Origin of the sequence: Nocardia sp. NBC_01503, from assembly GCF_036327755.1 — a bacterium.
GTDB lineage: Bacteria > Actinomycetota > Actinomycetes > Mycobacteriales > Mycobacteriaceae > Nocardia.
The window spans coordinates 6,080,991-6,106,793 of record NZ_CP109596.1; the positions used below are offsets into that span (position 1 = coordinate 6,080,991).

At 67.3% G+C, this 25,803-nt stretch carries 33 protein-coding genes; 20 read left to right on the top strand and 13 right to left on the bottom strand.

The window, feature by feature from the left end; all coding sequences use genetic code 11:
• The first annotated feature begins 26 nt into the window (after positions 1 to 26).
• The 4 genes from OHB26_RS27640 to OHB26_RS27655 all read left to right on the top strand — a co-directional run bounded on the left by OHB26_RS27640 (position 27) and on the right by OHB26_RS27655 (position 2,209).
• Positions 27 to 227 carry a hypothetical protein gene (locus tag OHB26_RS27640; protein WP_330180173.1) on the top strand — a complete coding sequence of 67 codons (201 nt, stop codon included), beginning with the start codon at positions 27 to 29 and terminating at the stop codon, positions 225 to 227.
• 127 nt (positions 228 to 354) lie between these two features.
• Positions 355 to 657: a hypothetical protein gene (locus tag OHB26_RS27645; protein ID WP_330180174.1), complete on the top strand. Its 303-nt coding sequence runs from the start codon at positions 355 to 357 to the stop codon at positions 655 to 657.
• Between the two features lie 135 nt (positions 658 to 792).
• Entirely contained in the window at positions 793 to 1,095 is a 303-nt protein-coding gene (locus tag OHB26_RS27650) for a hypothetical protein (protein ID WP_330180175.1), read from the top strand.
• A gap of 100 nt (positions 1,096 to 1,195) precedes the next feature.
• Positions 1,196 to 2,209, top strand: coding sequence for an AraC family transcriptional regulator (locus tag OHB26_RS27655; RefSeq protein WP_330180176.1), 1,014 nt, complete (start codon positions 1,196 to 1,198; stop codon positions 2,207 to 2,209).
• On the opposite strand, the gene OHB26_RS27660 is transcribed toward OHB26_RS27655, so the two are convergent.
• A complete protein-coding gene (locus tag OHB26_RS27660) occupies positions 2,192 to 3,061 on the bottom strand; it encodes an alpha/beta hydrolase (RefSeq protein WP_330180177.1) in 870 nt (289 codons plus the stop codon). The two genes, OHB26_RS27655 and OHB26_RS27660, sit on opposite strands and share 18 nt — an antisense overlap.
• A 160-nt stretch (positions 3,062 to 3,221) precedes the next feature.
• Between OHB26_RS27660 and OHB26_RS27665 the strand changes: the two genes are divergently transcribed.
• The 4 genes from OHB26_RS27665 to OHB26_RS27680 all read left to right on the top strand — a co-directional run bounded on the left by OHB26_RS27665 (position 3,222) and on the right by OHB26_RS27680 (position 7,465).
• The gene (locus OHB26_RS27665; RefSeq protein WP_330180178.1) at positions 3,222 to 4,034 is read left to right on the top strand and encodes an AraC family transcriptional regulator; all 813 of its coding nucleotides are present in this window, start codon (positions 3,222 to 3,224) and stop codon (positions 4,032 to 4,034) included.
• Positions 4,035 to 4,091: 57 nt separating this feature from the next.
• A complete protein-coding gene (locus tag OHB26_RS27670) occupies positions 4,092 to 5,729 on the top strand; it encodes an L-lactate permease (protein ID WP_330180179.1) in 1,638 nt (545 codons plus the stop codon).
• A 91-nt stretch (positions 5,730 to 5,820) separates the two neighbouring features.
• On the top strand, positions 5,821 to 6,966 hold the full coding sequence (locus OHB26_RS27675) for a low temperature requirement protein A (RefSeq protein WP_330180180.1): 1,146 nt from the start codon (positions 5,821 to 5,823) through the stop codon (positions 6,964 to 6,966).
• Between the two features lie 130 nt (positions 6,967 to 7,096).
• The gene (locus OHB26_RS27680; RefSeq protein WP_330180181.1) at positions 7,097 to 7,465 is read left to right on the top strand and encodes a nuclear transport factor 2 family protein; all 369 of its coding nucleotides are present in this window, start codon (positions 7,097 to 7,099) and stop codon (positions 7,463 to 7,465) included.
• 12 nt (positions 7,466 to 7,477) lie between these two features.
• Here the strand turns inward: OHB26_RS27680 and OHB26_RS27685 are convergent, their stop codons facing one another.
• A complete protein-coding gene (locus OHB26_RS27685; RefSeq protein ID WP_330180182.1) occupies positions 7,478 to 8,044 on the bottom strand; it encodes a hypothetical protein in 567 nt (188 codons plus the stop codon).
• Between the two features lie 165 nt (positions 8,045 to 8,209).
• On the opposite strand from OHB26_RS27685, the gene OHB26_RS27690 reads away from it, so the two are divergent.
• Positions 8,210 to 8,416, top strand: a complete 207-nt coding sequence (locus OHB26_RS27690; protein WP_330180183.1) for a hypothetical protein — start codon at positions 8,210 to 8,212, stop codon at positions 8,414 to 8,416.
• 154 nt (positions 8,417 to 8,570) lie between these two features.
• On the opposite strand, the gene OHB26_RS39760 is transcribed toward OHB26_RS27690, so the two are convergent.
• The 5 genes from OHB26_RS39760 to OHB26_RS27710 form a co-directional block, all read right to left on the bottom strand.
• Entirely contained in the window at positions 8,571 to 8,648 is a 78-nt protein-coding gene (locus tag OHB26_RS39760; RefSeq protein ID WP_442943047.1) for a 50S ribosomal protein bL37, read from the bottom strand.
• Positions 8,649 to 8,674: 26 nt separating this feature from the next.
• The gene (locus OHB26_RS27695; protein ID WP_330180184.1) at positions 8,675 to 9,493 is read right to left on the bottom strand and encodes an SDR family NAD(P)-dependent oxidoreductase; all 819 of its coding nucleotides are present in this window, start codon (positions 9,491 to 9,493) and stop codon (positions 8,675 to 8,677) included.
• Positions 9,494 to 9,877: 384 nt separating this feature from the next.
• Positions 9,878 to 10,939: an alpha/beta hydrolase gene (locus tag OHB26_RS27700; RefSeq protein ID WP_330180185.1), complete on the bottom strand. Its 1,062-nt coding sequence runs from the start codon at positions 10,937 to 10,939 to the stop codon at positions 9,878 to 9,880.
• A 193-nt stretch (positions 10,940 to 11,132) separates the two neighbouring features.
• Positions 11,133 to 11,315 (bottom strand): hypothetical protein, encoded by a 183-nt coding sequence (locus tag OHB26_RS27705; RefSeq protein ID WP_330180186.1) that lies wholly within the window; start codon positions 11,313 to 11,315, stop codon positions 11,133 to 11,135.
• Between the two features lie 73 nt (positions 11,316 to 11,388).
• Complete coding sequence (locus tag OHB26_RS27710; RefSeq protein ID WP_330180187.1) at positions 11,389 to 11,718, bottom strand: plasmid stabilization protein; 330 nt, start codon at positions 11,716 to 11,718, stop codon at positions 11,389 to 11,391.
• A gap of 215 nt (positions 11,719 to 11,933) precedes the next feature.
• Between OHB26_RS27710 and OHB26_RS27715 the strand changes: the two genes are divergently transcribed.
• From OHB26_RS27715 to OHB26_RS27725, 3 genes are all read left to right on the top strand, one after another.
• Positions 11,934 to 12,107, top strand: a complete 174-nt coding sequence (locus OHB26_RS27715) for a CsbD family protein (protein ID WP_330180188.1) — start codon at positions 11,934 to 11,936, stop codon at positions 12,105 to 12,107.
• A gap of 148 nt (positions 12,108 to 12,255) precedes the next feature.
• A complete protein-coding gene (locus OHB26_RS27720; RefSeq protein WP_330180189.1) occupies positions 12,256 to 12,561 on the top strand; it encodes a hypothetical protein in 306 nt (101 codons plus the stop codon).
• Positions 12,558 to 12,725: a hypothetical protein gene (locus OHB26_RS27725; RefSeq protein WP_330180190.1), complete on the top strand. Its 168-nt coding sequence runs from the start codon at positions 12,558 to 12,560 to the stop codon at positions 12,723 to 12,725. Before OHB26_RS27720 ends, OHB26_RS27725 begins: the two co-directional genes overlap by 4 nt.
• On the opposite strand, the gene OHB26_RS27730 is transcribed toward OHB26_RS27725, so the two are convergent.
• The 3 genes from OHB26_RS27730 to OHB26_RS27740 all read right to left on the bottom strand — a co-directional run bounded on the left by OHB26_RS27730 (position 12,722) and on the right by OHB26_RS27740 (position 16,210).
• Positions 12,722 to 13,603, bottom strand: a complete 882-nt coding sequence (locus OHB26_RS27730; protein WP_330180191.1) for an STAS domain-containing protein — start codon at positions 13,601 to 13,603, stop codon at positions 12,722 to 12,724. The genes OHB26_RS27725 and OHB26_RS27730 overlap by 4 nt on opposite strands.
• Positions 13,604 to 13,781: 178 nt before the next feature.
• A complete protein-coding gene (locus tag OHB26_RS27735; protein ID WP_330180192.1) occupies positions 13,782 to 14,525 on the bottom strand; it encodes an SDR family NAD(P)-dependent oxidoreductase in 744 nt (247 codons plus the stop codon).
• Positions 14,526 to 14,857: 332 nt separating this feature from the next.
• A complete protein-coding gene (locus tag OHB26_RS27740) occupies positions 14,858 to 16,210 on the bottom strand; it encodes a polysaccharide deacetylase family protein (RefSeq protein WP_330180193.1) in 1,353 nt (450 codons plus the stop codon).
• Positions 16,211 to 16,403: 193 nt separating this feature from the next.
• Between OHB26_RS27740 and OHB26_RS27745 the strand changes: the two genes are divergently transcribed.
• From OHB26_RS27745 to OHB26_RS27755, 3 genes are all read left to right on the top strand, one after another.
• Positions 16,404 to 17,336 (top strand): universal stress protein, encoded by a 933-nt coding sequence (locus OHB26_RS27745; RefSeq protein ID WP_330180194.1) that lies wholly within the window; start codon positions 16,404 to 16,406, stop codon positions 17,334 to 17,336.
• A 71-nt stretch (positions 17,337 to 17,407) separates the two neighbouring features.
• On the top strand, positions 17,408 to 17,956 hold the full coding sequence (locus OHB26_RS27750) for an Rv1733c family protein (protein ID WP_442943048.1): 549 nt from the start codon (positions 17,408 to 17,410) through the stop codon (positions 17,954 to 17,956).
• 149 nt (positions 17,957 to 18,105) lie between these two features.
• The gene (locus OHB26_RS27755; protein WP_330180196.1) at positions 18,106 to 19,140 is read left to right on the top strand and encodes a hypothetical protein; all 1,035 of its coding nucleotides are present in this window, start codon (positions 18,106 to 18,108) and stop codon (positions 19,138 to 19,140) included.
• Between the two features lie 37 nt (positions 19,141 to 19,177).
• On the opposite strand, the gene OHB26_RS27760 is transcribed toward OHB26_RS27755, so the two are convergent.
• Positions 19,178 to 20,752 carry an ABC1 kinase family protein gene (locus tag OHB26_RS27760; RefSeq protein ID WP_330180197.1) on the bottom strand — a complete coding sequence of 525 codons (1,575 nt, stop codon included), beginning with the start codon at positions 20,750 to 20,752 and terminating at the stop codon, positions 19,178 to 19,180.
• Between the two features lie 248 nt (positions 20,753 to 21,000).
• On the opposite strand from OHB26_RS27760, the gene OHB26_RS27765 reads away from it, so the two are divergent.
• From OHB26_RS27765 to OHB26_RS27775, 3 genes are all read left to right on the top strand, one after another.
• On the top strand, positions 21,001 to 22,812 hold the full coding sequence (locus OHB26_RS27765; protein WP_330180198.1) for a pyruvate kinase: 1,812 nt from the start codon (positions 21,001 to 21,003) through the stop codon (positions 22,810 to 22,812).
• 62 nt (positions 22,813 to 22,874) lie between these two features.
• A complete protein-coding gene (locus OHB26_RS27770) occupies positions 22,875 to 23,075 on the top strand; it encodes a three-helix bundle dimerization domain-containing protein (protein ID WP_330180199.1) in 201 nt (66 codons plus the stop codon).
• A gap of 81 nt (positions 23,076 to 23,156) precedes the next feature.
• Positions 23,157 to 23,411 (top strand): hypothetical protein, encoded by a 255-nt coding sequence (locus tag OHB26_RS27775; RefSeq protein ID WP_330180200.1) that lies wholly within the window; start codon positions 23,157 to 23,159, stop codon positions 23,409 to 23,411.
• Here the strand turns inward: OHB26_RS27775 and OHB26_RS27780 are convergent.
• A complete protein-coding gene (locus tag OHB26_RS27780; protein ID WP_330180201.1) occupies positions 23,398 to 23,940 on the bottom strand; it encodes a DoxX family protein in 543 nt (180 codons plus the stop codon). The genes OHB26_RS27775 and OHB26_RS27780 overlap by 14 nt on opposite strands.
• A 27-nt stretch (positions 23,941 to 23,967) precedes the next feature.
• Positions 23,968 to 24,750: a dioxygenase family protein gene (locus OHB26_RS27785; protein ID WP_330180202.1), complete on the bottom strand. Its 783-nt coding sequence runs from the start codon at positions 24,748 to 24,750 to the stop codon at positions 23,968 to 23,970.
• A 91-nt stretch (positions 24,751 to 24,841) separates the two neighbouring features.
• Here OHB26_RS27785 and OHB26_RS27790 point away from each other — a divergent pair, with 91 nt between their 5' ends.
• Positions 24,842 to 25,309, top strand: coding sequence for a MarR family winged helix-turn-helix transcriptional regulator (locus tag OHB26_RS27790; protein ID WP_330180203.1), 468 nt, complete (start codon positions 24,842 to 24,844; stop codon positions 25,307 to 25,309).
• A 165-nt stretch (positions 25,310 to 25,474) separates the two neighbouring features.
• Positions 25,475 to 25,747, top strand: coding sequence for a hypothetical protein (locus tag OHB26_RS27795; protein ID WP_330180204.1), 273 nt, complete (start codon positions 25,475 to 25,477; stop codon positions 25,745 to 25,747).
• Positions 25,748 to 25,803: the final 56 nt, after the last annotated feature.

The following is a 25,803-nucleotide window of genomic DNA, read 5'->3' on the forward strand; positions in this document are numbered from 1 at the left end:
AGGACGGTCCGCATCAGGTGGGTGACGTGGCGTTCGGAGCAGCAGGGGTGGGTGGAGCCGAAGCGGCGGCCGAGGTCCACCACCAAGGCCAGCGCGGCGTGGACCAGGAGGCGGGCTTCGGCGGCGGGGAGGTCGGGGCGGGCGGAGATCAGCAGAAGTCGATCCGGGTTTCTTCGGTAATCGTCGGAGATCCTGGCGGTATCGACGGTCCGCCATCGATGTCATAAGTTATGTGCGATTCACGACAATGCCTGGGTGATGGCCCCGGGGCTGTCCGATAACCCGAGTGTCCCGGGAGTGTTGTACCGGTGCGGTTCGCCGCCGGTGTCGTACCGTGTCCGTATCGTCCAGAACATGACTGACATCGCCCCCTTGGCCGCATTCGCGCGGGCGAAATTCGGTGACCCCGGAGTACACGCCATCGTCCGGAACGGGCGCACGGTGCATGCGGTCGGCCTGGGCCAGTGGGTCGGATCCGAGGAGGTGCCCGAACTGCTATGCCATACCGGTGTGGCAGGTTGGTCGCCCACCGCCCTGCAGCCCACCCGCGCCGGCGTCACCTGCGTGCGCTGCCTGCGCACCCTCTACGGCGAAGGTGACGGCGACCCTTCGCAATTGACCCTGTTCGGCAGGGACTGGCAATCCGAGCAGTCGTGAGATAACGCCGGGACGAATCGGTTGTGATGCCAACCTCACAGTGTTGATGCGCCGTCCGGAGGTCGATGTGGGGAATGATGCCCTCGACATCGCAAGGAAGCGTCGGCCGTGGCCGGACGCGGCGGAAGGCGGGGTATGACCGGTCGAAGAGAGCTTCAGGAGATCATCGGGCAGCTCACCGATGTCTATGACAGACAGCTGGTTTCGCAGATTCGCGAGAGCGCCGGACCGGAGGCGGCGGAGCTGGTGGCGGCGGATCTGGCGGGGATCGCGCGACAGGTCGCGGTGCGGTTGGTGGGGGATGACCCGACCGCGGCGGCCGATGCCGCCGAGGTGGTGCGCGCGGTGATGCCGACCGGACCGGGCGCGGATTTCGAGGAAACCGCACTGGGCAAGGCGATTCGCGCTGCCGAGGCCGGTGCTGTCGCGGCACGGTAGTCCCCTCCTGCGCACCGGTTTCGGCGGCCGCGATCGTGGCGATCGCTGTTGCACTCAATAAGAAAACCGTTCGGTATCTAAAGACCGCTACACTCCGCCGGTGATCGAAGGCACCATCCCTACTCGTACCGCGCTCGTACTCCAGCAAACCGCCCTGACCTTGGGGGTGTCGCAGGCACAACTCTCCGGCGGCATCGCGGTGGATTCGTCGATGTTCGGGGACGATCGATTACGGGTGCCTATCGAATCCGCGTGGCGGATGTGGGAGATGATCGGCTTCGCCGGTGGACCGGGGGCGGGTCTGTGCGCCAGCGCCGCCGCCGGACTCGGCAGCCTCGGCGTCTGGGATTACCTGTTCTCCAGCCGCCCGACGCTGGCCGAGAGTCTGCGCACGGTCATGGAATTGCGCTCGGCGGTCACCGATCCGTGCGTCGACTGGCAGGTGATCGAGGATGGTGGCCTGCTCACCGTCCGTGTCGGCGTCGCCGCGGAGGCCGACCCGGTCTTCGTACCGGTGGAGGAGTTCGTACTCGCATTGGTGCTGCGCCGAATCCGCGAGGCCACCGGTGAGCACATCATCCCCATCCGAGTCGCGTTCACCCATCTCACTACCGCGCGGCGCAACCACCTGATCGACGAATTCGGCACCGGCAGAATCGAATTCGGTGCCTCGCACTCGGAGATCTGTTTCCTGGACATCGGCCGCCTGCCCACCTCCGGTGATCCGGGCCTGGGTGATCTGCTGTGTGATTACGCCCGGCTGTCACTCGCCTCGGCCCGGCTGCTGCCGTCCTGGCTGGACCGATTTCACGCGGCCGTGTCCGATGCGCTGACCCGCGGTGATCTGAGTCTGGGCACGATCGCGACGCGCTTGGCCGTCAGTCCGCGCACGCTGCAACGCCGATTGACCGACCTGGGCACCAGTTGGCGCGATGAGGTCGAACAGGTGCGGCGGCAGCGCGCCACCGATCTACTGCGCGATACCGATCTCACCGTGCAGGCCGTCGCCGCCCGGGTCGGCTACTCCGATGCCCGGGCGCTGCGCCGCGCGTTCACCCAGTGGACCGGTCGCAGCCCGGGCAGTTTCCGGCTGCTCTCAACCCACCAGAACTGAGCGGAACAGCTGCGCGGCCGCGTCCGCGGCGGCATCGATGAGCCGCGGATCGTCGTAGAAGTCGATCTGCCCCACCGATTCCAGCCACAGCTCGGATTTGGGGCTCGACACCGTCGCATAGAACTTGCGGGCGAAGGCCGGGGCCAGCGCATGCTCCGAGTGCACCATCACATACGGGACGGCGAGTCGAGCGGCGGCCTCGATGGTGTCGAATTCGCTTGTGTAAGCGAAGGATTGGACGGCGAACCCGTTGGTGTAGTTCGGCACCACACCGCGAGCGGTGCCGTAGTACTCGTACGCCTCGCGCAGCGGCATTCCCACATCGCCGCCATCGGGCGCGACCGCGGGAATCATCTCCGCGACACCGGTATCGCGCCACACCTGCTCGGCGGCGCGGCCCCGGGCGATGGCCTCCGGGCTCGGCGGGGCGGCGGTGGTATCGGAGTAGTACCCGGCCACTCCCGCGAACGCCCGGATGCGCGGATCGTCCGCGACCGCGCGCGCCATATATCCGGCTCCGGCGCATACACCGACCGCGACCACCGGCAGCTCCCGGGTCCGCTCATCGGCGAGCAGCGCCGTCACGGCCTGCTGGATATCCTGGGCCTTGCCGAACGGGTTCTCGAATTGCCGCGGCTGGCCTTCACTTTCACCGAAGGTCCGGTGGTCGAAGGCGAGGGCGGCGAATCCGCGCTCGGCCAGCGCCCGTGCGTACGCCCCCGCCGCCTGCTCCTTGACCGACGTCAATGGTCCGGTGGTGACGACCGCGCCGACCGGTCTCCCCTCGGGCAGGTGCAGCACTCCCACCAGCTGATCGCCGTCGTTGGTGAAGGTGAAGCGTTCGGTTCTCATCTGTCGGACCCCTCGAATCGTATGGACGGCGAGAGTCTATGCGCGGAATCCGGCACCGATCGCGGGCATCGCACGCCAGCGGGGGGACCGAGCACGCCAACCTCGGCATCCGGAATCCGCACCGCCGATCCAACAACCACCGGTTTGCTAGCCTGCGCGAGTGGGATCGGCAGGTGAGCACGCTCGGCTCTGGACCGCCGACGCCAGCTCCCAGGTGGATCTGCTCGCCGCGCGATTCGAGACCTTCACCTTCGACCGGCACAGTCACGATCAGCTGTCGGTGGGCGTCATCGAACAGGGCGCGGAGGGCCTGCATATGGCGGGCGGCACGGTGGTGATTCCGGCCGGTCAGCTGGTGATCATCAATCCCGGGCAGGTGCACACCGGATTCGCGGCGGTCGAATCCGGTTGGCGCTACCGCATGTTCTACTTCGACACCGACCTGGTCGAGGAGCTGGCCGGTGCCCAGTTGGGCACGAGCGAGGTCTGGTTCCCGGAAACGGCGGTGCGCGATGACGAGCTCTTCGCGCGCATGCGATGCGTGCATCGGGCGCAGGAGCAGGCCGGTGATCCACTCACCGCGGAGTCCCTGCTGCTCACGGGTCTTGGTGCGGTACTCGCACGGCATGCGCGCGGCGGACGTGAGCTCACGGGCGATGGACGGCCGCGCCGGGGCGTGGAGCTGGCGCGCGAGCTGCTGCACGATCGATGGACCGAATCGGTGACGGTCGCCGAACTCACGGCCGTGTCCGGGATTCCGCGGGCCACGCTGATCACCGCGTTCCGGCGCGCGTACGGGTTGCCGCCGCACGCCTATCTGCTTCGCTTGCGCGCCAATCATGCACGCCGTCTGTTGCTGGCCGGTGGGCTGCCCGCCGAGGTGGCGGTCGCGGTGGGATTCGCCGATCAGGCGCACCTCACGCGGATCTGTAAGCGCTACTTCGGTGTGACGCCCGGCGCGATCCGTCCCTGATTCGGCGTGCGGCCGAGACTTTTGTTCAATACCGCCACCCACCCTGACAGCCAGGCTGTGTCGCAGCTGTTGATCGGCAGCGAAAAGCCATGGGAGGCAATGATGTGGGCATTGGCGGTATTTCCGCTCATCGTGGTGCTGGCGATGATCACCGGATTGCGCCGTCCCGCGCACTGGGCGGCGGCCACCGGAAGTGTCGTTGCGGCACTGCTGATTTGGTGGCGGCCGGAGTTCACCCTGCCCGGTACGGCACTGGGTGCGGGGGCGGGGGGAGCGGGCCTGCTGGTGCTCAACGCGGCCGCGGTCATGCTGCCCGGCGTCTACCTCAGCCAGGTCCTGACCCGGCACGGGGTGCACCGATCGCTGGGGGAGTGGGTGCGCGCACTGCCGCTCTCGGGTCCGGCCAAGGTCGCGCTGGTGGTGGCCGGAATCGCGCCGACAGTGGAGGCGCTCACCGGTTTCGGGGTCTCGCTGCTGGTCACCGTGCCGGTACTGCTGGCGCTCGCGCCGCCCGCGACCGCGCTGCGTCAGGCGATGCTCGGGATGAACATCATCCCGTGGGGGACGCTGGGCCTGGCCACCGTCATCGGCGCCGCGCTCGCCGAGGTGCCGACGGCCACGCTGGGCGTCGCCACCGCCGTTACCAGCGCCTTGATCTTCCCACTCGTGACGGTCTGGGCGGCGCTGCTGGCCCGCCATGAGAATCACTCGCGCACAGTACTTCTCGCCGCCGGAGCCGGCGGATTGCTTGCCCTGGGACTGTTGATCGTCAACGGGCTGGGCATCGTCCCGCCCGCGGGCGTACTCGCCGGATTGTTCGGTACCACGGTCGCGCTCGTGCTGTGCGCGGCGCGGCGGCCGCGCCGGATCGAAGCACAACTGGCAACCGCCCTGTCCGAAGTCGGTGGTGCACATGAGGAAAATGCGATGCACGACGGGAGCGGCGCGCACCCGAGGAGTGCGTTCGATCGGAGTGGCACGCACGACCCGAACGGTGCGCTTGCCCTGGAGCCGCAGTCCGGACCGGCGCGGTTGCTGCCTCCGCGCACTGTCCTGCGCGCCTACGGCCTTGTCCTCGGCGGCATAGCCATCCTGCGCCTCGCCACCACCGCGGGCATCGGGCCGCTGGCCCTGCACGCCGGTGGCGCGAGCTTCGCCCTGCTGTCCTCACCGGGTCTGCCGCTGCTGGCCGCCGCCCTGCTATTGGACCGCGGCCGTCCCCGAATCCCGGACCTGCGAGCCGCTCTCACGCGGGTGACCCGCCCCCTGCTCGCCCTGACCGGCTTCGTCGTCCTCGGCCGTCTGATGGCGGACAGCGGTATGATCGCCCGCCTGGGTGCGGCGGTCGCCAACGCTCCCGAGCCGGTCGTAGCCGTGGCGGCCCCGGCCCTGGGCATGCTCAGCGGCTTCGTCACCGGTTCGAATGTCGGCGGCAATGTGCTGATGATGTCGCTGCAGCAGCAACTCGCCCCCACCGGTCTCGGCACCTGGTTCGCGGCCCTGCAGAACAGCGGCGCGGGCCACGCGGTCTTCACCTCCCTGCCGATGATCATGCTCATCCTCGCCGTGGCGGGTGAGCGCGCCACCGCGGCGGGCGTTACCGAGAACCAGTTGCTGCGCTTCGGATTACGGGTCGCCGCCGCGATCTACCTGCTGCTGGCGGTGACGGCGGTCGCGGTGGTGGCCATCGGATAGCTCCGGACGGTTCGGTCACAGCCGGGGAATTTCGACGGCGGTGCGCGGTTACAGTGGGACGCTTTCGATCGACCGCCAGACAAGGATTGACGTGACCGAACCTCTACACGAGGCGCATGACCGGGCCAGTTGGGCTGAGCTGTTCTTCGACCTGGTACTTGTTTTCGCGGTGACCCAGGCGGCGCATCTGCCGGTGTCGCATCCGAATTGGGGTGCGGTGGGGCAGGCCGTACTGCTGCTGGCGGTGATGTGGTGGTCCTGGGTGGGGGTCACGCTCACGGTGCACGGGGTGGAGGACACCTCGCGCCAGCGGTTCTTCCTGTTCGCCTCCGGATTGGCCATGTTCACGATGGCCATCACCGCCCCGCACGCGTTCACCGGGCATGCCGAGCCGCTGATCTTCGCCAGCGCGCACCTGGCGCTGCGACTGCTGTTGTGGGTGGCGATCCGGCGCAAGCGGACCTTCGATCGGTGGCTGAACCCGTACGTCATATCCGTAATCAGCGCGGCGCTGCTGGTGGTCGCCGGAATTGTGCCCGAAGGTGGTGTGCGCGTGGCGATCTGGGTGGTGGCGGTGCTGCTCGCCTTCGCCGGTCCGGCGCTGTCTGTGCGCGCGGTGGCCACGGTGCGGTTCGGTGCGACGCATCTGCCCGAGCGCTTCGCCCTGTTCGTGATCATCGCACTCGGCGAATGTGTTGCCTCGGTGGGCAATCAGGCTTCCGAATCGCACCTCGGTTTGGCGTCGTGGGCGGCGGTGGTGCTGACCTTCCTGCTCGGCTGCGGCCTGTGGTGGCTGTACTTCGCGTACGGATTCTCCGCGATCGAGCATTCCCTGCGCACCAATCGCGTACGCGGCACGGTGGTTCGCGATGTGCTCAGCTACGGTCACATGCTGCTGGTGGTCGGCCTGGTCCTGGTCTCGGTGGGCGCTCGCGCGGTGGTCGAACACCCGACCGGTACCGCGCACGGGGTCAACGCCTACCTGCTTCCACTGGGCGCGGCCCTGTTCGTGCTTGGCTTCTGCTTCACCCGCTGGCGCATGTTCGGCGCACCCACGCTCGGCAGAACCGTTGTCGCACTGGCCCTGGGCGCATTGACCGCTCTCGGCTCATTCCTGCCGACCCTGGCGACCTTGATCATCGTGACGATCGTCATCGCCGCCCTCAACGCCTATGAGCACTGGGTGGTTTCGACCGGCCACGCACTGCCGCTGGTCCGGCTTCCCGGCCGCGCGTGACCGCAACCGCCACCCGTTCACCAGGTGATTGCTGATCGGGCGATTTCGGGTGTCAACCGGCGTAAGCCGCTCGCTACGGGCCGAATCGGGGGTCCGGCTCGTGACCCATCACGAGTAAAGGAAGACCCTTATGAGCACCATGTCGACACCCGATGGTTTCGATGCCGAGGCGCTGCGCCGCGGTATCGAGGGCCGGGACGCCCAGGTTTTGCTGTCGCTCTACGCCGACGATGCCGAGATACGCATGGTCGATCACCGAACCCAACCCAGTCACCCGCGGGTCATGCACGGCCGTTCGGCGATCTCCGAGATGCTGACCGACGTCTACGGCCGCGAGATGACCCACACGCTGGAGAGCGTGGTCGTCGACGGCGACCACCTCGCCTTCCTGGAATCCTGCCGGTACCCCGACGGCGTGCGGGTGCTGTGCAGTTCGGTCGCCGACCTGCGTGACGGCCGCATCATCGACCAGACCTCGATCCAAGCCTGGGACGAGTAGCGGGGCAACCACTCATTTCATCAGGCGCAACAGGCCCAGGTCCGGTTCCACCGCACCGTCCTGGGCCAGTGCCAGAAAGTCGGCCTCCACCGCCGTGCGGGGCAGTGCGCCCGCCCTGACCGCGCGGTAGCGCACGAAGGACCAGAGGAACACATCGAGATTGTCGAAGCGGGTGCCGCCTTCGAGTACCTCTTCCTCGTGAAACCATACGGCCACTTGGCCATTGGGGATCACGACGTACAGGTTTCCGCCGCCGTCCGCGCCGATCGAATACACATCGTCATCGGTGAGTTCGGTGGTGTAATCGGAATCCCTTATGCCGCAGTCATTCGCACCGAAGTCGAAGCCGTAGGACCAGTCGTGGATATCCAGGAACTGGGGCATCAGGCCCGAACGCACGCGCCGGTCGAAGGCGGCCAGGGCCGCCGCGTCCACGGGCGACAGTCGGGTGAGAAATGGTGTCACCGAACGTGTTTCAGCTGGCACGGAAACGGTTTCAGCCCCCGGGAACCACCGGGCCAGGTCGGTGTCGAGATCACGTTCGGTGTAGCCGGTCAGATCGGCGAGAGTGAGCGTCACGCGGGGATTGTAGGAGGGGCTGTCCGGGCGCACCGCCATGGGGTGCAAAGGAATCGGAAATTTTCGCGGGTGTGGCGATAGCGGAGGTGTAAAGGCGCGGGACCCTTTCCGGTCCGTGGTGTCCAATCGAGATTCGGGTCGAGATCAGCGGAAGAGGCGATTGCTATGGGCACCGTCGGCAGGAGTGTCAGTCTGTCGTACTTCCATGTCGATTGGTCGGCGGCGGAGACCGCCTTCGTCGCTCGCTCCGATCAGTACCCCGGCCTCGTCGCGCGCGATGAGTGGTCCTCGCTCGCGGCGGTCGACAGTTTGATCGAGCTGATCGAACGGCAACGGTGGCACGGTCATTCGTCCGACCGGCCCGCTGCCTGACGGGTCGGATCACCGTTCCCGGGTGGGGGTCAGCGTGATCCGAACCGCGCGGCCGTGCGCGCATACGACGAAACCGCCGCGGCTTTGCGGGCTCGCGGCGGTTCCTGTCCTCGGCGCACCGCGACATGCCGATGTCGGGTGCGCCGGAGGTCGGTCAGCGCTGGTTGGGCCGATGGCCGTGATTGGCCTTCTGCAGCCGGCGGGCGCGTTTCTTGCGGGCTCGTTCGGACATGGACTCCTCCGGTTCGAATGAAAGTTTCAGGCCGTGTGTGCGAGCGGATTGCTCCACGCGGCCAGGCGAGCGCGCGCACGCGAATTACGCACCAGCGCGGCGGGTTTCGCGACTTCCAGGCCCTCGTAGTAGCCGCCGTTCACGACCGAGGTGGCCGGGTTGCTGAGCGTGGCCAGCACGTCGGCGGCGGATTTCACCGGCGCGTCCCGGTGACTGCGGATCTGCGGGACGTCGATCTCGAAGTCGGCGGGGTAGACGCTGATCGCGGTGAGGCCCACCGGCCCGGCCTCGGCCAGCGAACGGCTGAACATGGTCAGCGCCAGCTTGGCCTGGGCGTAGATCGAGAGCGGGGTGTAGATTCCGCGATTGCGATCCAGGTCGGTGTAGTCGATATTGCCGCCGAGATGCAGGCGCGAGGTGACGGCCACGACGCGCCCGTTCGCCGCCGCGATCGCCGGGGCCAGTGCCGTGATGAGGCGGTGCGGGGCAAGGTAATTCACCTGGAGGGTCAACTCGTGACCGTCCTCGGTGCGGGTGCGCGCCTGCGGGGCGGGGATGGCCGCGGCATTGATCAGCGCGTCCAGACCGGCCAACTCCGCCACCAGGGTGCGGGCGAGCTCATCGACCTCGGTCAAGCGTGCGAAGTCGGCGTGCACCATACGTACCTGGCCGGGCCGGGCGACGGCCTGCAGTCGCAGGAGTGTGTCGTCGGCGCGATTCTTGTCCAGGACATGCGCGATGACGGTGTCGCCATCGGCGATCACCCGCTCCGCGGTGGCGAATCCGAGGCGTTCCTCGGCGCCGGTCACCAGGACGGTACGGGTGCTGGACGGACTTGCGGACATAGGTCTCCCATCAAGGTGCGCGTGACCGATACCGGGGTGGTCGATCACGCGGCTGAATCGCGACGAACGTCGCGAGGGTGGGTTGATCAGGTCGCACAGACGGCGACAATGTGCGCGCAGATCTACAACGCGACACAGAATTCGACTGGCCGGCTAGGCCGGACTTGGCGGCTCGTCCTCGCTCCCGAAGCCGAAACGCTCCAGGTTGGACGGCATCCGCTCGACGCGGTGCCCGGCACCGTCGGCAGCCGCGCACAATGTGCGGTGGGGGCCGACGGGTGCAGTCATACAGCGATATCAACCCATGGCGCGGTCAAGGGCAAGACCTTCGACCGCGCTTTGACAGATCCTTGACAGTTCGATTGTCCTGGCGTCCAGCCGGTGCTAGCCGATATTGGCGGACAGGTCCGGGATCATGCGGTAGGCCTCGTCCTGCCAGTTGTTCCAGGCGTGGATGCCGTAGGCGGGGAAGGAGTAGATGGTGTTACCGCCGCCGAGGGTGGCCATGCGGACCTGGAAGGCGCGAGTGTTGGCCAGGGCCAAGGCTTCCAGCGCCATACCGTTGACGGTGCCCATATTCGGGCCGTCCTGGGCGGTGGGCAGACCGCTCGCCGCGGCGACGTAGACGCGGGTGTTGTTGGCGATCAGGCGCGGGGCGAAGACGAAGGGGTCCATGCGCAGCCATTGCGGGCCCCACGGCGGGGCCATGGAGTCGACGTTGTAGCCGCCCGCGTCGATCATGGCCAGGCGGATGGCCTCACGCATGCCGGGGGCGGAGATATTGAGATAGCCGGAGTAGGAACCGGCGAAGCTGAATTGGTCGGGGTGGTACGCGGCCAGGGTCAGCGCCGCGCTGCCGCCCATGGACAGGCCGAAGACGCCGTTGCGATTCGGATTGAAGCCCAGGCGATCTCGCAGTGCCCAGCGCAGATCATTGGTGAGGAAGGATTCCCAGGTGTAGCGGTAGCTCTTGCCCGGACCGCCGGAGAGCGCGTCCGTCGCACCGGAGCCCGTATTCGCCGAGCCCGTGCCCGCGGGGATGCCGAGGAATTCGCTGGGTGCGTTCCAGTCGGTGTAGAAACTGGATTGACCGCTCACCGGCATGACCACATTGATATTCCACGAGGCCAGGGTCTCGGCCACATTGGTCTCGATCTCCCAGCCATTGAGATCCTCGCGCGCCCGCATACCGTCGAGCGCGTAGACCACCCGATCGGTATTGCCGTCCGCGGCCCGCAACACGCGAGTCTTGATGGGGCCCATGCTCGGTGAGTCGACCCAGAAGTCGAATGCGGCCGGATTGAATGCCGCCGACGCCTTCGCGCCGTTACCGACAACCGCGATTCCCAAGGGCGTCAACAGCGTCAATGCCAGTAGAAGCACCGCTCGCCGGGCCAGACCGCCGGGTCTCTCGGTCGAATTCGACTTACCACGAATCGATCTCATCGATCGGGTCCTCTCGCTCGAGCGGTCTCGCGACCGCAGGGCCATCCGGATCCGGTCCCCGCACCGGGCGCTGAGCGAGCGTGGCTCGGGAGGCAGTTTCCGTCACCACGCTCGCTCGAGTACCTATCGCTCCCGACCGGGCGAACGTTGCTGAGAGGTTGCCTCGAATTCTGTGATGCGGCCCACGTCGGCGTCATTTGTGATTCGAACGGCCCGAGTAGAGCTCTTCCACATACCAGCCACTCGGATATTCCGGCGGCGTCTCCTCGACTTCGGGAGACGCCGGCGGCGGCCCGGCATCGTGGGGTCGGCGCAGCATGAGCAGGGCTGCCACGAACGGCAGCGCGATAAGCGCGAAAATAGCGAAAAGTTCCATACCGCGCGCTTACCCGATCGAACCGAGTTCATCACGAGAACGGTGGAGGCATCGCCGATTCCGGGTGAGCGGATCACTTCCGGCCGAGCGCCCGCGCCAGCTGATCCTTGGTCATACTGGAGCGGCCCTTGATATTTCGCTGTTTGGCCTCGTTGTAGAGCTGATCGCGGGTGAGCCCCTTCGGTCCCCGCTTGCCCGAGCGCTTCCCGCCGCGCTGTTGCGGTGACATATCCCGCACCGAGCTGCGGCCGGCGGTCTTGGTCTTCCCCTGTTGCGCCCGGTTCTTGTTCACCGTGCGCGCACCGATCTCCTTGGCACGCTCGGCGCTCTCACCCCGCTGCTCGGCGGAATCCTTGATGTGCTCGTATTCGCGTTCTTCCTCAGCGGTCCATTCCTTTGGCATGACCTGGCCTTTCTGTGCGGAAGTCGATGGCGTCCGCGACTACTCACCATGCCGCGCGATTACCCCGAATTCGCCGCGATACTCGACCGTCTCTTATTTCTGAGAGTTTCCGATGGGATGCGCCGTCCCCGCATACCGGGTGGGACCCCGGGTAGTGCCCAGGTGTGGACGTCAGCGTTCGCCCGCTACGGCGGAAATACTCCGAAAGGACTGCCATGAGCGCAACCGACAAGGCCAAGAACAAGGCTGACGAGCTCGCGGGTAAGACACGTGAGCAGGTCGGCAAGGCCACCGGTGACGAAGACCAGGAGCAGCAGGGCAAGGCCGATCAGGTCAGGTCCAACATCAAGGACGCGGGGGAGAAGGTCAAGGACGCCTTCCGCCACTGATTCCCCTCACGAACGGGCGGTGCCCGGGTGCCGATGCGGCGCCCGGGCACCGCCATGTTCGGGCAACCGCGTCGGCTCGGCAGCGGTCCGGCGCATAACCTGATGGCCACGAGACGATCTTGAAGGCATGGAGAGGGTGAGTGCGCCGATGGCGGGACCGACGATGGGGCGATGGTTCACTCCCACTCGACTCTGGCTGGTCCCGCCGCTGCTCGCCATTGCCGCCGTCGCCACCGGCTGGCTACCGCTGCCCGAGGCGACCGAGATCGTCGCCGACCGTGGCGCACCCATTCTCGGCTTCCTGATCGCCGCCACCCTGCTCGCCGAACTATCCAGCGTGGCAGGCGTATTCGAGGTGGCGGCCGTGCGGTGTGCCCGGCTCGCCCGGGGCTCGACACCCCTGCTGTTCCTCCCGGCACCACCACCAACCTCTACGAAATCCTCCTCGGCGTGAACATAGGCCCGCTCATCACCATCTGGGGCTCCCTGGCCACAGTCCTCTGGGCCGCCCGCTGCCGAGCCCAGGGCCTGATCATCACGCCCCGGGCCTTCGCCGCCATCGCGCTGCCCGGCGTCCCGCTGGTCCTGCTCTGCACCGCCGCCACCCTCTACCTCTAGACGTGATTCAGGCCGGGTTCGCCCGAGCGGGTCACCTCGTAGCCCAGGAGGCGTTCGGCTTCTTCGATGCCGCCCTGGAGGTCGCCGACGGCGTTCATCTTGGACAGGTCCAGACCGATGGTCACCAGGGTGAGAGCGATATCGGAGGAGAGGCCGGTGATGATGACGCTCGCACCCATCAGGCCGGAGGCGTCGACGGTTTGGACGAGGTGGTTGGCGACTATCGCATCGATCTCCGGGACACCGGTGATGTCGATGACGATCACCTTGGCGCGGTTGACGCGGATCGCGCGCAGGAGTTGTTCGGTGAGCTGGCGGGCGCGCTGGCTGTCGAGCACGCCGATGATGGGCAGGATGAGCAGTTGTTCGCGGACCTGCAGCACCGGGGTGGAGAGTTCGCGGATCGCCTCCTGCTGCTGGCGGATGATGCGCTCGCGCTCCTCCACGAAGGAGACGCCGACGGTATTGGCGATGCGGTTGGCGGCGGGCTCGTAGGCATCCAGAATCCGGTTCAGGACAGTCACATCGGATTGGTACTTCTCGAACAGCGAGCGCGCCAGCACATCTCGCAGCAGGAGCACGATGCCGAGCACCTCGTGCGTCTCCACGCCGCGGGGAATGATGCGCTCGGACAGGTCACGGGCGTAATCCTGAAGCGCCTCAACCGATCCGGTCTCCAGGACCGCGACATAGTTGTCGTAGACCGATGTCGCCTCGGAGAACATCTCATCGGGCGTCATCGCCGTGAGTAGCTGGGCCGCCCGAATGCGCCGCGCCCACTCCTCGCGCAGCACCGTCCGGTTCTCCCGAAGATGCATGACGAGCTCGGACAGCAGATCAGTTCGATTTCTTTCGATTTGTTCGGTCGCAGAGGACACGTCGGACACCACGGGCCTTTTCGGATCGGCGCCCACCGAACCGGTCGGCGGGGCTGGGCTGAGCCGAACGGGGCCGTTTGCTCGACCCTGTCTGGCGGATCGAAATCCTATCGCCCGAAGCGCGGACGCGCCGCTCGATCCGCACCCGCGGCGAATCCGCGGCTGTCACCCCGGCGAGTCAGCCGCGGCCGAGCAGTGTCCCGCCGTTGATCTGCAGAATCTGGCCGGTGGTCCAACCGGCTTCCGGGGAGGCGAGATGGGCGATGCCCGCGGCGACTTCGCGGGGGGTTCCGGCCCGGCCGAGCGGAATCTGCGCGATGCGCTCGGCCTGAAGTTGTGGTGTCAACCGCTCGGACCAGAACTCGGTGGCGGGTACGAAGCCCGGGGCGACGATATTGACGGTGACGCCCTCGGGGGCGAGCTGCTGCGCCAGCCCCATCGCCCAGCCGTGTAGTGCGGCCTTCGCGGCGCCGTAGGGTCCGTTACCGCGCAGTGCGGCGATCGAACTCACCGATACGATGCGGCCGCCGGGTCGTATCAGGTGCGGAATGAGCGCCTCGGTCAACAGCACCGCGGTGATCACGTTCAGCCGGAATGCCTCCGTGTACGCCTCCGCGAGCGCGGTCAGGTCGTTCGAGGCGCGGGCGGGATTACCGCCCGCGTTGTTGACCAGGACGTCGATACCCCCGCTCGCCGCGATGTGCTCGACGAGCTCGCGCACCTCACGCGGATCGGTGAGGTCGGCGGTCGCGGTCGTGACGCGCTCCGCTCCGACGGCCGAATTGATCTCCTCGGCAGTGGCTTTCAGGACGGCATCGCGGCGACCGACGATGACCACCGAATCCCCGTCGCCCGCAAGCCGTTCCGTGACCGCTCGCCCTATTCCGGTCCCGCCGCCACTGACCACCGCGCGTCGTGTCATCTGTACTCCCCATTACGAACGAATCATGCTCTCGCCGAAACTACTTCATAGATTCCGGGTTTGCCGCGACAACGTTCACCGGCACCGCACCCGGCTGCCCGCTCTCGGCGATATCCAGAACGCGACGCCCGTGTCCGAAAAACGAATCATGTTCACCCGCAGCGCATTCGACGGCCACCGTCGGCCGGATACTGGGTTCACGGCCTGCTCGAACGGGTTACTGCGTCCATGCACCCCCGGCAAACGGCAGTTCCCAGGTCGGGCCCCGCAGGACCGCCACCCCTCGTTTCGGCCTGCGGGGCCAATTCCCCCCCTTGATGACGTTTGCCAGGTCAGTCGGAGAGCACGGTCAACGCTCCGGTTGAGGCGTTCCACAGGATCGCGCCATGCGCGAAGTCGCTCCGCCGCCCGCCGTCGACGCTGTACTCGTCGCCGGTGGGAAGACCCAAAGTGCTTCCGGTGCCGCCGAGTTGAAGATAGCGGCCCAGGATCGCCCCGTGCACCTCATGCGCGGCGGTGGCGGCGGACCAGTAGATATTGCCGCCCTGGAACTGTGATGCCCGCCCGCCGGTCACGCCGACCTCGTCCGATACCGGGTAGCCGAGGAATCCGCGCTCCCATCCGAGTGTGGACCACCTGTCCCGGATCGCTCCGTACACCGTGTGTGATCCGCTCGCCGGGCTCCAATAGATGGAGCCACCCTGGAAGTGGTTGTACCGCCCGATTCCGTCGGGTGTGCCGGTCTCATCCGTTCGCGGGTATCCCAGGAACGAGGTCACCGAGCCGAGCCCGATGTAGGTCCCGGCGATCGCCCCGTGCACCTCGAACGCGCCGATGTCATTGCGCCAGTAGACGCGGCCGCCGTCGAACCACTGCACCGCACTCGTTCCGGCCGTGGTGGCGACCATCTCACCCGAGCGCGGGACGCCGAGCGCGCAGGACTGCGCGCCCAGTGCGGCGTACTTGGCTCCGATCAGTCCCTTGGTGACCGAACGGTACGGGTCGTTGAAGCCATAGCCCATGCCGCGCAGGGTCGAGATGATCGACGGCAACGCCGCGGTATCGGTCGAGTCATTGCTCAAATGCATCACGATCGTCGCACCCGGCACCGTGTACTGGCGTACCCGCGACAGGATGGTGTCCAGGCTCGCGCCCTCGTATCCCGTTGTGTCGAATGTCCAGTCGTAGTTGAGGTAGTAGCCGCGCGCGGCCAGATCGGCGTTGACGCCCGCATCCAGATATCCATCGCGATACGGCGCGCGGAACCAGCCCGCCGAGGTGTAGCCCAGCCGGTTGAACGCGGCCTCCGCCCTGTCCAATTCCGCCCAGCGGTCCGCTCGGGACAGCTGAGTGAAATAGGGGTGGTCGTAGCTGTGGTTGATGAGCTTGTGCCCGGCGGACAGCAGGGTTCGCGTCTGGTCCGGGTACTTCTCCACATAGCGTCCGGTGAGTGAGAACGCCGCGGTGACCGCGTTGTCCCGCAGAATGCGCAGCACCTCTTCCGGATTGCCCGGACTCCACCAGTCCGCGTCGAAGGTGAGGGTCACGTTCTTGGTCGTGGTGTCGTAGGCCCGGGTGAACACCGTCGCCGCCGAGGGCGGCGCGTCGGCCGCCGATGCGGTGTACGGCACGAACGCCAGCACGACTGCCGTCGCCAGCGCCGCGATTCTGCTGACCGTCTTCATGAAACCCACCCTCACGCGCAACCGCCGGAACTTGATTCACAGTGCGCGCTCCGGTGGTTCCGGCGTCAGGGCAGGAGGTCCCGAGTCGAGCGGACATCGGTCGTTCGCGCCGCGCGCATAGTTCTGTGCCCATGTCCCGCGGACGGGGTGACCTTGGTCTCTGGGATGGGCCGTGCACCGCGCGGGATGCTCGATGCAACAGCACGCTCAGGAGGCTTTCCCATGGCTGACAACGCGATTCACGCGTCGAATCCGAATAGTTTCCCCCATCGTCGTCGCGGTCGACGGGTCGGTCACGTCCTATCAGGCGGTCGCCTGGGCGGCGGTCGAGGCGCGGCTGCGGCATTGCCCGCTGCACATCATCACCTCGTACGCCATCCCGAACGGCACCACCGGCAGGACCGCGGTGAGCGGAGACGAGCTGGCCTGGCTGCGCCGAGACGGCGCCCGGGTACTCACGGAGGCCGAACGTACCGCCGAGACGGCCGCCCGGGGCGACACGCTCGCCATCACCACCGAGTTCACCCTCGAGCTGATCACGCCCACGCTGATCGCCCGTTCGAAGCGGGCGCGCCTGCTGGTGGTCGGCAATCGCGGTCGCGGAGCCATCCGCCGGGCGGTACTCGGTTCGGTGAGCTCTGCGGTGACCCGGCACGCGCACTGCCCGGTGGTGGTCGTGCACGAGGTGGCCGAGACCGGCTCGATGTCGCTCGCCCAACCCGTGGTGGTCGGTGTCGACGGCACCGAGAACAGCCTTCCCGCCGTCGAATCGGCGTTCCAGGAGGCCTCGCTGCGGCAGGTCGGTGTGATCGCCGTGCACGCGTGGAGCGATACCACCGGATACGACCTGCCCGCCGTGGACTGGAATCGCATTCGGGACACCGAGGAGGCTCTGCTGAGCGAAAGCCTGGCCGGCCTCGGGGAGAAGTATCCGGAGGTGCCGGTCCAGCGCTTCGTGGCCCGCGATACCCCGGTGCGGGCCCTGCTCGAACATGCGGACCGGGCCCAGCTGCTGGTGGTCGGCTCGCACGGTCGCGGTGGTTTCGCCGGGCTGCTGCTCGGTTCGACGAGTACCGCACTGCTGCACTTGGCGGATTGCCCCGTGCTCGTGGTGCGCCAAGACTGAGCGATCGCTCGAAAGATTCAGGAGGACAAGCGATGTCGCGCAAAAGTGCACTGTTCGTCCGTAGCTGGCGGATGCGGCCGTGGAATACCAACCCACTGATGCGGGGATCCGACCGGCTCGAAGGGGTACTGCGCCTGCTGGTGATCGGGGTCATGCTGGCCATGGTCTCGATCGCGGGCGCCGTCGGCACTGCCGGTTATTCCGGTGCGGTGGAACGCATCCGATCCGAGAACGCCGCGAAGGTGGCGGTTTCGGCCACCGTCCTGGCCGAGCCGGTGGAGGCCGCGTCCAACGGGCCCTATCGCAAACCCGATTTCCAAGCGCCGGTGCGCTGGTCTCGCAATGGCGAATCAGGCTCGGCCACGGTGACCGTGGCGGAAAAAACGCCGGTCGGCTCCGAGGTGAGGGTATGGCTCGGCGCCGACGGCAAGCCCGGCGATCCGCCACAGCCGCCCTCGGTGGCGGTGAGCGCCGGCATCGGCGCCGGGCTCGCGGTACTGATGCTGACCTGGATCGGCGGCCTGCTGCTCGTCTGGTCCGTCAACCGGCTGCTCGCCCAGCGGCGCGCTGCCCAGTGGGACGCCGAGTGGCGGAGCATCGGCCGCCCCATCGGCACCTGACGCTCGGTGTGGCGAGGTCCGTGTGGGACTCCATTCGGTGGCGGCGCCGAATGGCCACGCGGACAGGGACTTTCGATTCTGTTGCCGCCGAACCCGCCGGCGCAGCATCGAGGTATGGCACGAATCGATGCACTGATCCCGCGGAGGTCATGGTGACAACGAAGTACGAGGCCCCAGGATTCGGCGCGTCGGTGATGTTGCTGGCATTGCGACTACCGACCGGACTTGGGCACGCGGTAGGTGAATTACGTTACGAGGGAAGGCGTTCGGGGCGTCATATCGCCCTCCCCGTACTACCGGTCAGGATGGAGGACAATGTGGTCGTCCGGGTGGGAGATGCCGCCGAGAAGACGTGGTGGCGTAACTTCCGATCTCCGCATCCGGTCTCGATCCGGATCGACGGAGAATGGCTCAGCGGCATCGGCCGGGCGGTGTTCCCGGGAACCATCGAGCACGAGGAAGTGGAGGCGGCCTATCAGCAGGGACGCCCGCGAACGCAATCGTCCTCGGCCGACCCCTATGTCGTGATCGAGCCTGCCGGGCACGAGCCTGTCGGATCACTGCGCAGACTGCGGCGACTGTGGTTCGGCCGGGTCACACTGGGAGAATTTCTCGGCTTCCTGGCTCCCGCGGTCGCGGGGACGCTGACCGTCGACGCGGGCGCGGCCACGACCATGGTCGCCATGCTCACGGCCGGATTGATCGAGGGCAGCGTGCTCGGCTTCTTCCAAGCACGAGTACTGCGCACCATGCTGTCCCGGTTGCGGATTCGCGACTGGACAGCGGCCACGGCCGCGGGCGGGGTGGTCGCCTGGTCGGTCGGTCTGCTGCCGATGCTGCTGGGGGAGCGTGCCACCGGCTGGCCGATGTGGGCACAGGTCCCGGCGGTAGCGGCGGGAGCACTGATCATGGTGTTCGCGCTGGGCATCATGCAGTGGACGGTCCTGCGACGCTTCACCGATCGTGCGGTGCTCTGGGTTTGGGGCTCGGCGGTCGCGTGGGTCGCGGGCCTGACCGCGTTCACCGCGGTGACTACGCCGCTGTGGCAGCCCGGGCAATCCGCGCCGCTGGTGGTGTTGATCGGCGTACTCGGCGGGTTGGTCATGGCCGCCGTGGTGGCGGCGGTGACCGGCGCCTTCCTGACTTGCGTACTGGCGCCGGGACATCCGCGGTCCCTGGAATGAATCGGCCCCGGTGCGTCGGCTATCGCCGGGGAGCCGTTCAGCGCGGTAGCGCCGCGCGCACGCCCCGGGCTATCCAGCCGCCGGTGGCCAATCCGGCCATGGCCGGGAGCCAACTGCGCGGCGGCGGTGGCGCGACGGCCGCGGTGAGTTGATCGAGCATATCGCGGCGGCGCAGTGCATCCGCGAGTTCGATGACCATATCGGGCAGGTCCAGTGCCAGCCCGAGATAGTCGATGCGCTGTTCGGAGAGGGTGGCCCACAGGTTCGACGGTGTCGGCAGCAGGGATATGAGCAGTTGTGGCAGCAGCGGGCGGAACAACACCGACAGATCCAGTTCGGGCCGCACCACGCGGGCGGTGGATTCCAGGGTGACCAGCGCACGGCACAGCAGCATCAGCTCACGCGGGAATACGATGCCGAACGCCCCGCCGAGTCCGAGATCGCGCAATAGCAATTGCGCTGCGGTCATACCGGATTCGGCCTCGTACCAATCCTCGACGAGTTCGGCTACGGCGTCACGGAATCCGCGCGGATCCGCGCCGGGGCGCAGCGTGGACATGCGCAGCAGTTGGGTGCCGACGGCGTTGTAGTCGCCGCCGATCAGCGCGAGCAACATCAGCCCCATTCGACGGCGCTGGGTGCGGTCCAGACGGCCGAACATGCCGAAATCGATGAGACACACCCGGTTTCCAGGCAGCAGCAGGATATTGCCCGGATGCGGATCGGCATGGAACAGGCCGTCGGTGAACAGTTGCCGCACCATCCAGCTGGCGCCGGCGGCCAGCACCCGGTCCGGGTCTATCCCGGCGGTGGTCAGCGTGGCGGCCGGAGCGGGCGCCATCCCGTCGATGAAGTCCGTGGTCAGCACCCGGGAAGTGCTGAGCGAGCGGTGTACCGCGGGCACCACCAGCCGCTTGTCGTGTGCCGCATTGCGCCGGATCTGCTCGGAAACCGTTGCTTCCCGATGGAAATCGAGCTCGCGAGTGGTGTACGTGGTGAGCTCGTCGATGGCCTCGGTGGGCCGGAAGGCGAGTGCGCCGGGCCGGTGCAGCTCGACTTTGCCTGCGGCCCAGCGCAAGAGCGCGAGGTCACTCGCCACCAGTCGGTCGATATCGGGCCGCTGCACCTTGACCGCCACCGTGCGGCCGTCGCGCAGCCGAGCCCGATGTACCTGCGAGAGCGAGGCCGCCGCGAACGGCAGCGACTCGAAGTCCGCGAACAGCCGGTGGATCGGCGCCCGCAGTTCGGTTTCGATAATGGCCTGTGCGGTATCGGAGTCGAACGGCAGCGCATGGGTCTGCAAGCGTTGCAGGGCCTGTGCATACGGGAGTGGTAGATAGTCGGGGCGCAGCGCGAGCATCTGCCCGGCCTTGACGAAGGTCGGCCCGAGTTGTTCGAGCACCTCCCGAATCCGTTCCGGCAGTGGTCGTTCCAGCGCCATATGATGTTCGCACTGACTGAATCCGGCCGCACAGTGCAGTCGGCAGCGCAGCGAACCACACTCGCGCACGCCCAATGCGTCCGACAGCCAATCGGTTTCGCCCCGCCACAGCACCCGGGTGATCTGCGTGATCCGAGTCATCCGGTCCCGGTACCCGACGTGTGAGTTCATTGTGTCCTCCGTGCTCACCATCACCCCGGTGGTGGCGCGTGGATAGGGCCATTGGTGTTCGATTCGGGGGCACCTGGTCAGCTGGCCCGCCCCCTCGGGACTTTGGTCCCCGGTTCGATGGTCTTGTGCCCTGCATGCGGCGGCAGCGACAGGCGATCCTGAAGGGGCTGAAAGGTGTTGCCGTGCAACGTGGGACGTGCCGCATGTAATGAGATTCGATGGTTTTCTGCCGATTCCGGGGTGGCGGGATGAACGTACAGCGCGTCGGTGCCGCCGATTTGGCGGACCGGCTGGATCGGCTCCGCGCGGAACTGGTCGACGCCGCGGCGGCCGATGCCCAATTACGCACCGTGCACCCGGACAATCGCGCCAGTGCCGAGAACCTGGCGCACTATGTGGCTCTGCGCCGTCGCGATGTTCGGGACCTGCAAACCGATCTCGCCATCGCGGGGCTCTCGTCACTGGGTAGATCGGAGGCACATGTGCTGGCCTCGGTGGACGCGGTGCGTATGGCGGTGGCCGGATCGTCCGATCGGGTCGCCGAGTCCCCGGAGTGCGATCCGGTGGACTTCGTCTCCGGGGAAAGGCTGTTGCGGCGCAATGCGAATGCGCTGCTCGGCGCCGCCCGCGACGGCAGGCGCACCCGGATCATGGTGACGCTGCCGACCGAGGCCGCCGCGGATACCGGGCTCGTCGAGCGGATCGTGGCGGCGGGAGCCGAGGTGGTGCGGGTGAATTGCGCACACGACGGCCCTGAGCGGTGGGCCCGAATGATCGCCAATGTGCGCGCCGCCGCACGGGCACAGGGACGGCATGTGCGGGTCACCATGGATCTCGGCGGCCCGAAACTGCGCACCGGTCCGATTCTGCCGGGCCCGGCCGTGCTTCACCTCAAACCCGAACGCGATGAACTCGGGCGCTGCGTTCGGCCGGTCCGGGTATGGCTGACCAGCCCGAGCGGGCCGCCCGCCGTGGGTGCGGTGCGGGTGCCGGTGCGCGGGGAGCCCTGGCTGCGTCGGCGAAAGGTGCGTGAGCGCATCAGGTTTCAGGACGCCCGTGGATCGGCTCGCCGCCTGGTGATCACCTCGGTCACGCCCGATGGCTGCTACGCCGAACTCGGCGATACCGCGTATCTGGTGCCGGAGACCGAACTGACCGGCGCACACCATGATTCGACGGTGGTGGACGAACTGCCCCGGCGGGAACGCAAGCTGATGCTGTGCAATGGCGACCCACTGCTGGTCATCGCCGATTCCGATCCGGTCGACGCGAACGGGGCGCCGCCCCGGATCGGCTGCACGCTGCCCGAGGTTTTCCGGGACACCCGGGTCGGGCAGCGAATCTTCTTCGACGACGGCAAGATCGGCGGCGTGATCGAGGCGATCGATCCGGGCGCATTGCGGGTGCGGATCACCGACGCCCCCGCGCCGGGTGTGCGGCTCGGTGCGGCCAAGGGCATCAATCTGCCCGACACCGCGCTGCGGCTGCCCGCGCTCACCGATGCGGACATCGCGCGCCTGCCGTTCGTGATCGAGCACGCCGATGCGGTCAGCCTGTCGTTCGTTCGTAGCGGCGCCGATGTCGAACTGCTGCAACATCATCTGAGCGAGCTGGGCGGCACGGGCCTGGGCCTGATCCTGAAGATCGAAACGGTGGCCGGTTTCGAGAATCTGCCCGAGATCCTGCTGACCGCCATGCGCCGACCGCACATCGGGGTGATGATCGCCCGCGGCGATCTGGCGGTGGAGGCGGGTTACGCCCGGCTCGCCGAGGTGCAGGAGGAGATCCTCTGGCTGTGCGAGGCCGCTCACGTACCGGTCATCTGGGCGACCCAGGTGCTCGATACCCTCGCACGCACCGGCCGCCCCTCGCGGGCCGAGGTCACCGATGCCGCGATGTCCGGGCGTGCGGAGTGCGTCATGCTCAACAAGGGCCCGTACATCGACCACGCCGTGGCCTTCCTCGACGACATCCTCACCCGCATGGCCGAACATCAGCGCAAGAAGAATCCGCTACTGCGCCAACTGCGCTCGTGGAACGAGACCGCAGCCGGGTCCTGAGGCGCAGCGGCTCGGGCCGAAGGACCCTGTGCCGCCCATCGCATTCGGAGCAGCATGTGTGTATGCGCAATGACGAAGACACTCAACTTCGGTTCGTGCACGAGCGGCTGACCTCGCGACACCCGGAGGTGCCGCCCGATGTCGTCGCGGAGGTCATCTCTCGGGCGCGCGCGGTCTTCACCGAATCGAAAGTGCGGTCCTTCGTTCCGTTGCTCGTGGAACGCCGAGCGGCCCGCGAGTTGGCCGAGAGCGGTGCGCGGTGATCGAGGGCGCGGCGGCGCGGGCCCGGATGCCGAGGACTTTCGGCCCTGCTGTGCGACGCGTCCGACCTGGAAGCTGATCGCGTGAGCAATGTGCAGGCTACGGAGCGCCCGGCGCGAATGCGGCTCGACGAGAACGCGATCCGCCGGATGATGGATCGGCTGTGTGCGGAATTCGGCAATGACGTGCTGCGCGAAGCGGTGACCGACACGATCGAGGGCTGCCTACGGGATCTGGCCGGTACGCCACCGGCCCCGATGCCCGAACTCTGTGAGCGACTCGCGCGGCAGCGACTACTGGACACGCTGCATCCGGATGGTGAGATCAGTTGCGGATGAGCAGCACGATGGCGGCCGCGGCGACGGCGAGTACCAGGGCGGCGAGCCCGTAGCCGAGCCGGTGGTTGCGTAGCGCGGGCAGGAGACGGTCGACGGCGTAGCGGCCCGGACCGGTGAGCGTCAGCGCGGCCGCGGCGGCGGTGAGGAGCAGTTCGTACTCGACGCCCTTGGGAGCGAAGAAGCCGTTGCCCCACTTCACGGCGAGCGCGTTCAGCAGCGTGCCCACCAGTGCGGCGCCTGCCAGCGGGGTCAGCAGGCCGATCGCCAGGGCCAGTCCGCCGAAGGTTTCGGTCAGACCGGCGATGACCGCCATGGTGCGCCCGGCGGGATATCCGCTCATGCTGAAGAACGCCGCGGTGCCGTCGATTCCGCCGCCGTTGAACCAGCCGAAGAGTTTCTGGGCCCCGTGTGCGGCCATGGTGAGGCCGACGGCGAGACGCAGGAGCAGGAGTCCGAGGTCATAGGAGATGGCCGTGGCGGGCGTGGACACGGCCTCGGCGGGTGTGGTCGCGGTCGAAATCGTGGTCATGAGAACGCCTTTCGTGGAGGGGTGTAGTCAGCCGAGCTGGATGGAGCGTCGTGCCATGCCGAACCAGAAGCCGTCGATAACGGTGCGGACGGTGCCCAGATCGGATTCGCCCGCGCCGAGGGTGACGAACAGCGGTGCGAAGTGTTCGGTGCGCGGATGCGCCAGCTGTGCGCCGGGCGCGGTGTGCCGGAAGTTCAATAGCGTGTCGATATCGTTGGCGGCCAGCGCTTCTCGGCCCCACTCGTCGAATTCGACGGTGAACGAGTAGGCATGCTCGTCGTCGCCGGTCATGGCGCGCAGATTATGGGTGAAGAATCCGCTCCCGACGATCAGTACGCCCTGCGCGCGCAGGGGAGCGAGTTTGCGCCCCACCTCCAGCAGGGCCCGCGGGTCGAGCGTCGGGATGGACAGTTGCAGGATCGGGATGTCCGCATCGGGATACATCTCCTTCAACGGCACGTACGCACCGTGATCCAGCCCGCGATCGGGGAAATCCCGCACGCCGGCGCCGGGGCCGGAGAGCAGCGCACGCACCTCGGCGGCCAGTTCCGGTGCCCCGGGTGCGGCGTAAGTGACGTCGTAATAGCGCTTTTCGAACCCGCCGAAGTCATAGACCAGCGGCACGGTGGTGGTCGCCCCGAGTGCGATCGGTGCGGTCTCCCAGTGTGCGGACACGATCAGAACGGCCCGCGGCCTGGGCAGCTCCCGCGCCCACGCGGCGAGCTCGCCGGGCCAGTGCGCATGATCGGCCAGCGGCGGCGCGCCATGCGACAGATACAGCACGGGCATGGACCCGGTATCGGCAGCCATCGGACTTCCCTTCGCACATCATGTTCAAATTTGAACAATAATCACGCTAGCAGCTTGTTCAAATTTGAACAACAGGGGCTATGCTGGACCCGTGCGGGAACCCCAATGGCTGAACGACCGCGAGATGCGGACCTGGCAGAGCTTCCTCGCGGCCGGAGCGCTGGTCGCCCGCGAGATCGAACGCCACCTCAAACAGGAGGGCCTCTCGCACACCCAGTACGAGGTACTGGTCCGACTGGCGGACGCGCCGCAGCACTCCGTACGCATGACCGAACTGGCCGATGCGCTCTACACCTCCAAAAGTGGTCTGAACTACCAGGTCACGCTGTTGGAGAAGGCGGGCCTGGTCCGCCGTGAGAGCTGCGACACCGATGTGCGAGGCGTGCTCGCGGTCCTCACCGACACCGGTCGCGCCCGCCTGGCGGAGATCGCGCCCGGTCACGTCGAGACCGTGCGCCAGGTCCTGATCGATGTCCTGACCCCGGCGCAGCAACAGGCCATCGCGGCCGGTCTGGGTGAGGTCGGCCGCCGACTCGCCCAGCCGCCTGCCAAGCCCTAGTCGATACCGGCCGACGGGTTCGGCTTGTTCGCGCGCCGTACCGCAGGCATATCACCCGGCTGACCCCGGAGCGCCGGACCGCGGTCCGGAGGTCTACACGGATCGCGCGAACAACACGGGTATGACCGGCGCCGCATCGCGGACCGCGCGGTATGCAAGTGGTACATGCGCACCACCCTGTGGTCGAGTATCCGCGTGGGAGACGAAAACGTGGCCTCCGCCGGACCCGGGGACGGAACGGAAACGGGTAGTTGGCGTTTCAGCCCCGGCGGGCGCCTCGACGACTTGGGCAATTACCGATTCGTCTGCCCGGTGCCGGGTTGTCCCTGGGTGCATGACGAGAACACCACCCAGGAGAATCCGGGCTGGCGGGAGCGGGTCGGCGCGGCGATCGATGCCCACCTGGCGGCCGTACATCCGCATTGGATTGTCGAATAGGTCACCAAAGCGGTTCCGCTGGAACCGAATAGGACAAATCCACCTCTGGACAGAGT

Bases quoted from the DNA above. Each gene is read 5' to 3' on its own strand.
- OHB26_RS27645 (WP_330180174.1), top strand. From the start codon at position 355: ATGACTGACATCGCCCCCTTGGCCGCATTCGCGCGGGCGAAATTCGGT.
- OHB26_RS27650 (WP_330180175.1), top strand. From the start codon at position 793: ATGACCGGTCGAAGAGAGCTTCAGGAGATCATCGGGCAGCTCACCGAT.
- OHB26_RS27660 (WP_330180177.1), bottom strand. From the start codon at position 3,061: ATGAGAACCGAACGCTTCACCTTCACCAACGACGGCGATCAGCTGGTG.
- OHB26_RS27680 (WP_330180181.1), top strand. From the start codon at position 7,097: ATGAGCACCATGTCGACACCCGATGGTTTCGATGCCGAGGCGCTGCGC.
- OHB26_RS27690 (WP_330180183.1), top strand. From the start codon at position 8,210: ATGGGCACCGTCGGCAGGAGTGTCAGTCTGTCGTACTTCCATGTCGAT.
- OHB26_RS39760 (WP_442943047.1), bottom strand. From the start codon at position 8,648: ATGTCCGAACGAGCCCGCAAGAAACGCGCCCGCCGGCTGCAGAAGGCC.
- OHB26_RS27695 (WP_330180184.1), bottom strand. From the start codon at position 9,493: ATGTCCGCAAGTCCGTCCAGCACCCGTACCGTCCTGGTGACCGGCGCC.
- OHB26_RS27700 (WP_330180185.1), bottom strand. From the start codon at position 10,939: ATGAGATCGATTCGTGGTAAGTCGAATTCGACCGAGAGACCCGGCGGT.
- OHB26_RS27705 (WP_330180186.1), bottom strand. From the start codon at position 11,315: ATGGAACTTTTCGCTATTTTCGCGCTTATCGCGCTGCCGTTCGTGGCA.
- OHB26_RS27710 (WP_330180187.1), bottom strand. From the start codon at position 11,718: ATGCCAAAGGAATGGACCGCTGAGGAAGAACGCGAATACGAGCACATC.
- OHB26_RS27715 (WP_330180188.1), top strand. From the start codon at position 11,934: ATGAGCGCAACCGACAAGGCCAAGAACAAGGCTGACGAGCTCGCGGGT.
- OHB26_RS27720 (WP_330180189.1), top strand. From the start codon at position 12,256: ATGGCGGGACCGACGATGGGGCGATGGTTCACTCCCACTCGACTCTGG.
- OHB26_RS27735 (WP_330180192.1), bottom strand. From the start codon at position 14,525: ATGACACGACGCGCGGTGGTCAGTGGCGGCGGGACCGGAATAGGGCGA.
- OHB26_RS27740 (WP_330180193.1), bottom strand. From the start codon at position 16,210: ATGAAGACGGTCAGCAGAATCGCGGCGCTGGCGACGGCAGTCGTGCTG.
- OHB26_RS27745 (WP_330180194.1), top strand. From the start codon at position 16,404: ATGCAACAGCACGCTCAGGAGGCTTTCCCATGGCTGACAACGCGATTC.
- OHB26_RS27750 (WP_442943048.1), top strand. From the start codon at position 17,408: ATGCGGCCGTGGAATACCAACCCACTGATGCGGGGATCCGACCGGCTC.
- OHB26_RS27755 (WP_330180196.1), top strand. From the start codon at position 18,106: ATGGTGACAACGAAGTACGAGGCCCCAGGATTCGGCGCGTCGGTGATG.
- OHB26_RS27760 (WP_330180197.1), bottom strand. From the start codon at position 20,752: ATGAACTCACACGTCGGGTACCGGGACCGGATGACTCGGATCACGCAG.
- OHB26_RS27765 (WP_330180198.1), top strand. From the start codon at position 21,001: ATGAACGTACAGCGCGTCGGTGCCGCCGATTTGGCGGACCGGCTGGAT.
- OHB26_RS27770 (WP_330180199.1), top strand. From the start codon at position 22,875: ATGCGCAATGACGAAGACACTCAACTTCGGTTCGTGCACGAGCGGCTG.
- OHB26_RS27780 (WP_330180201.1), bottom strand. From the start codon at position 23,940: ATGACCACGATTTCGACCGCGACCACACCCGCCGAGGCCGTGTCCACG.
- OHB26_RS27785 (WP_330180202.1), bottom strand. From the start codon at position 24,750: ATGGCTGCCGATACCGGGTCCATGCCCGTGCTGTATCTGTCGCATGGC.
- OHB26_RS27795 (WP_330180204.1), top strand. From the start codon at position 25,475: ATGCGCACCACCCTGTGGTCGAGTATCCGCGTGGGAGACGAAAACGTG.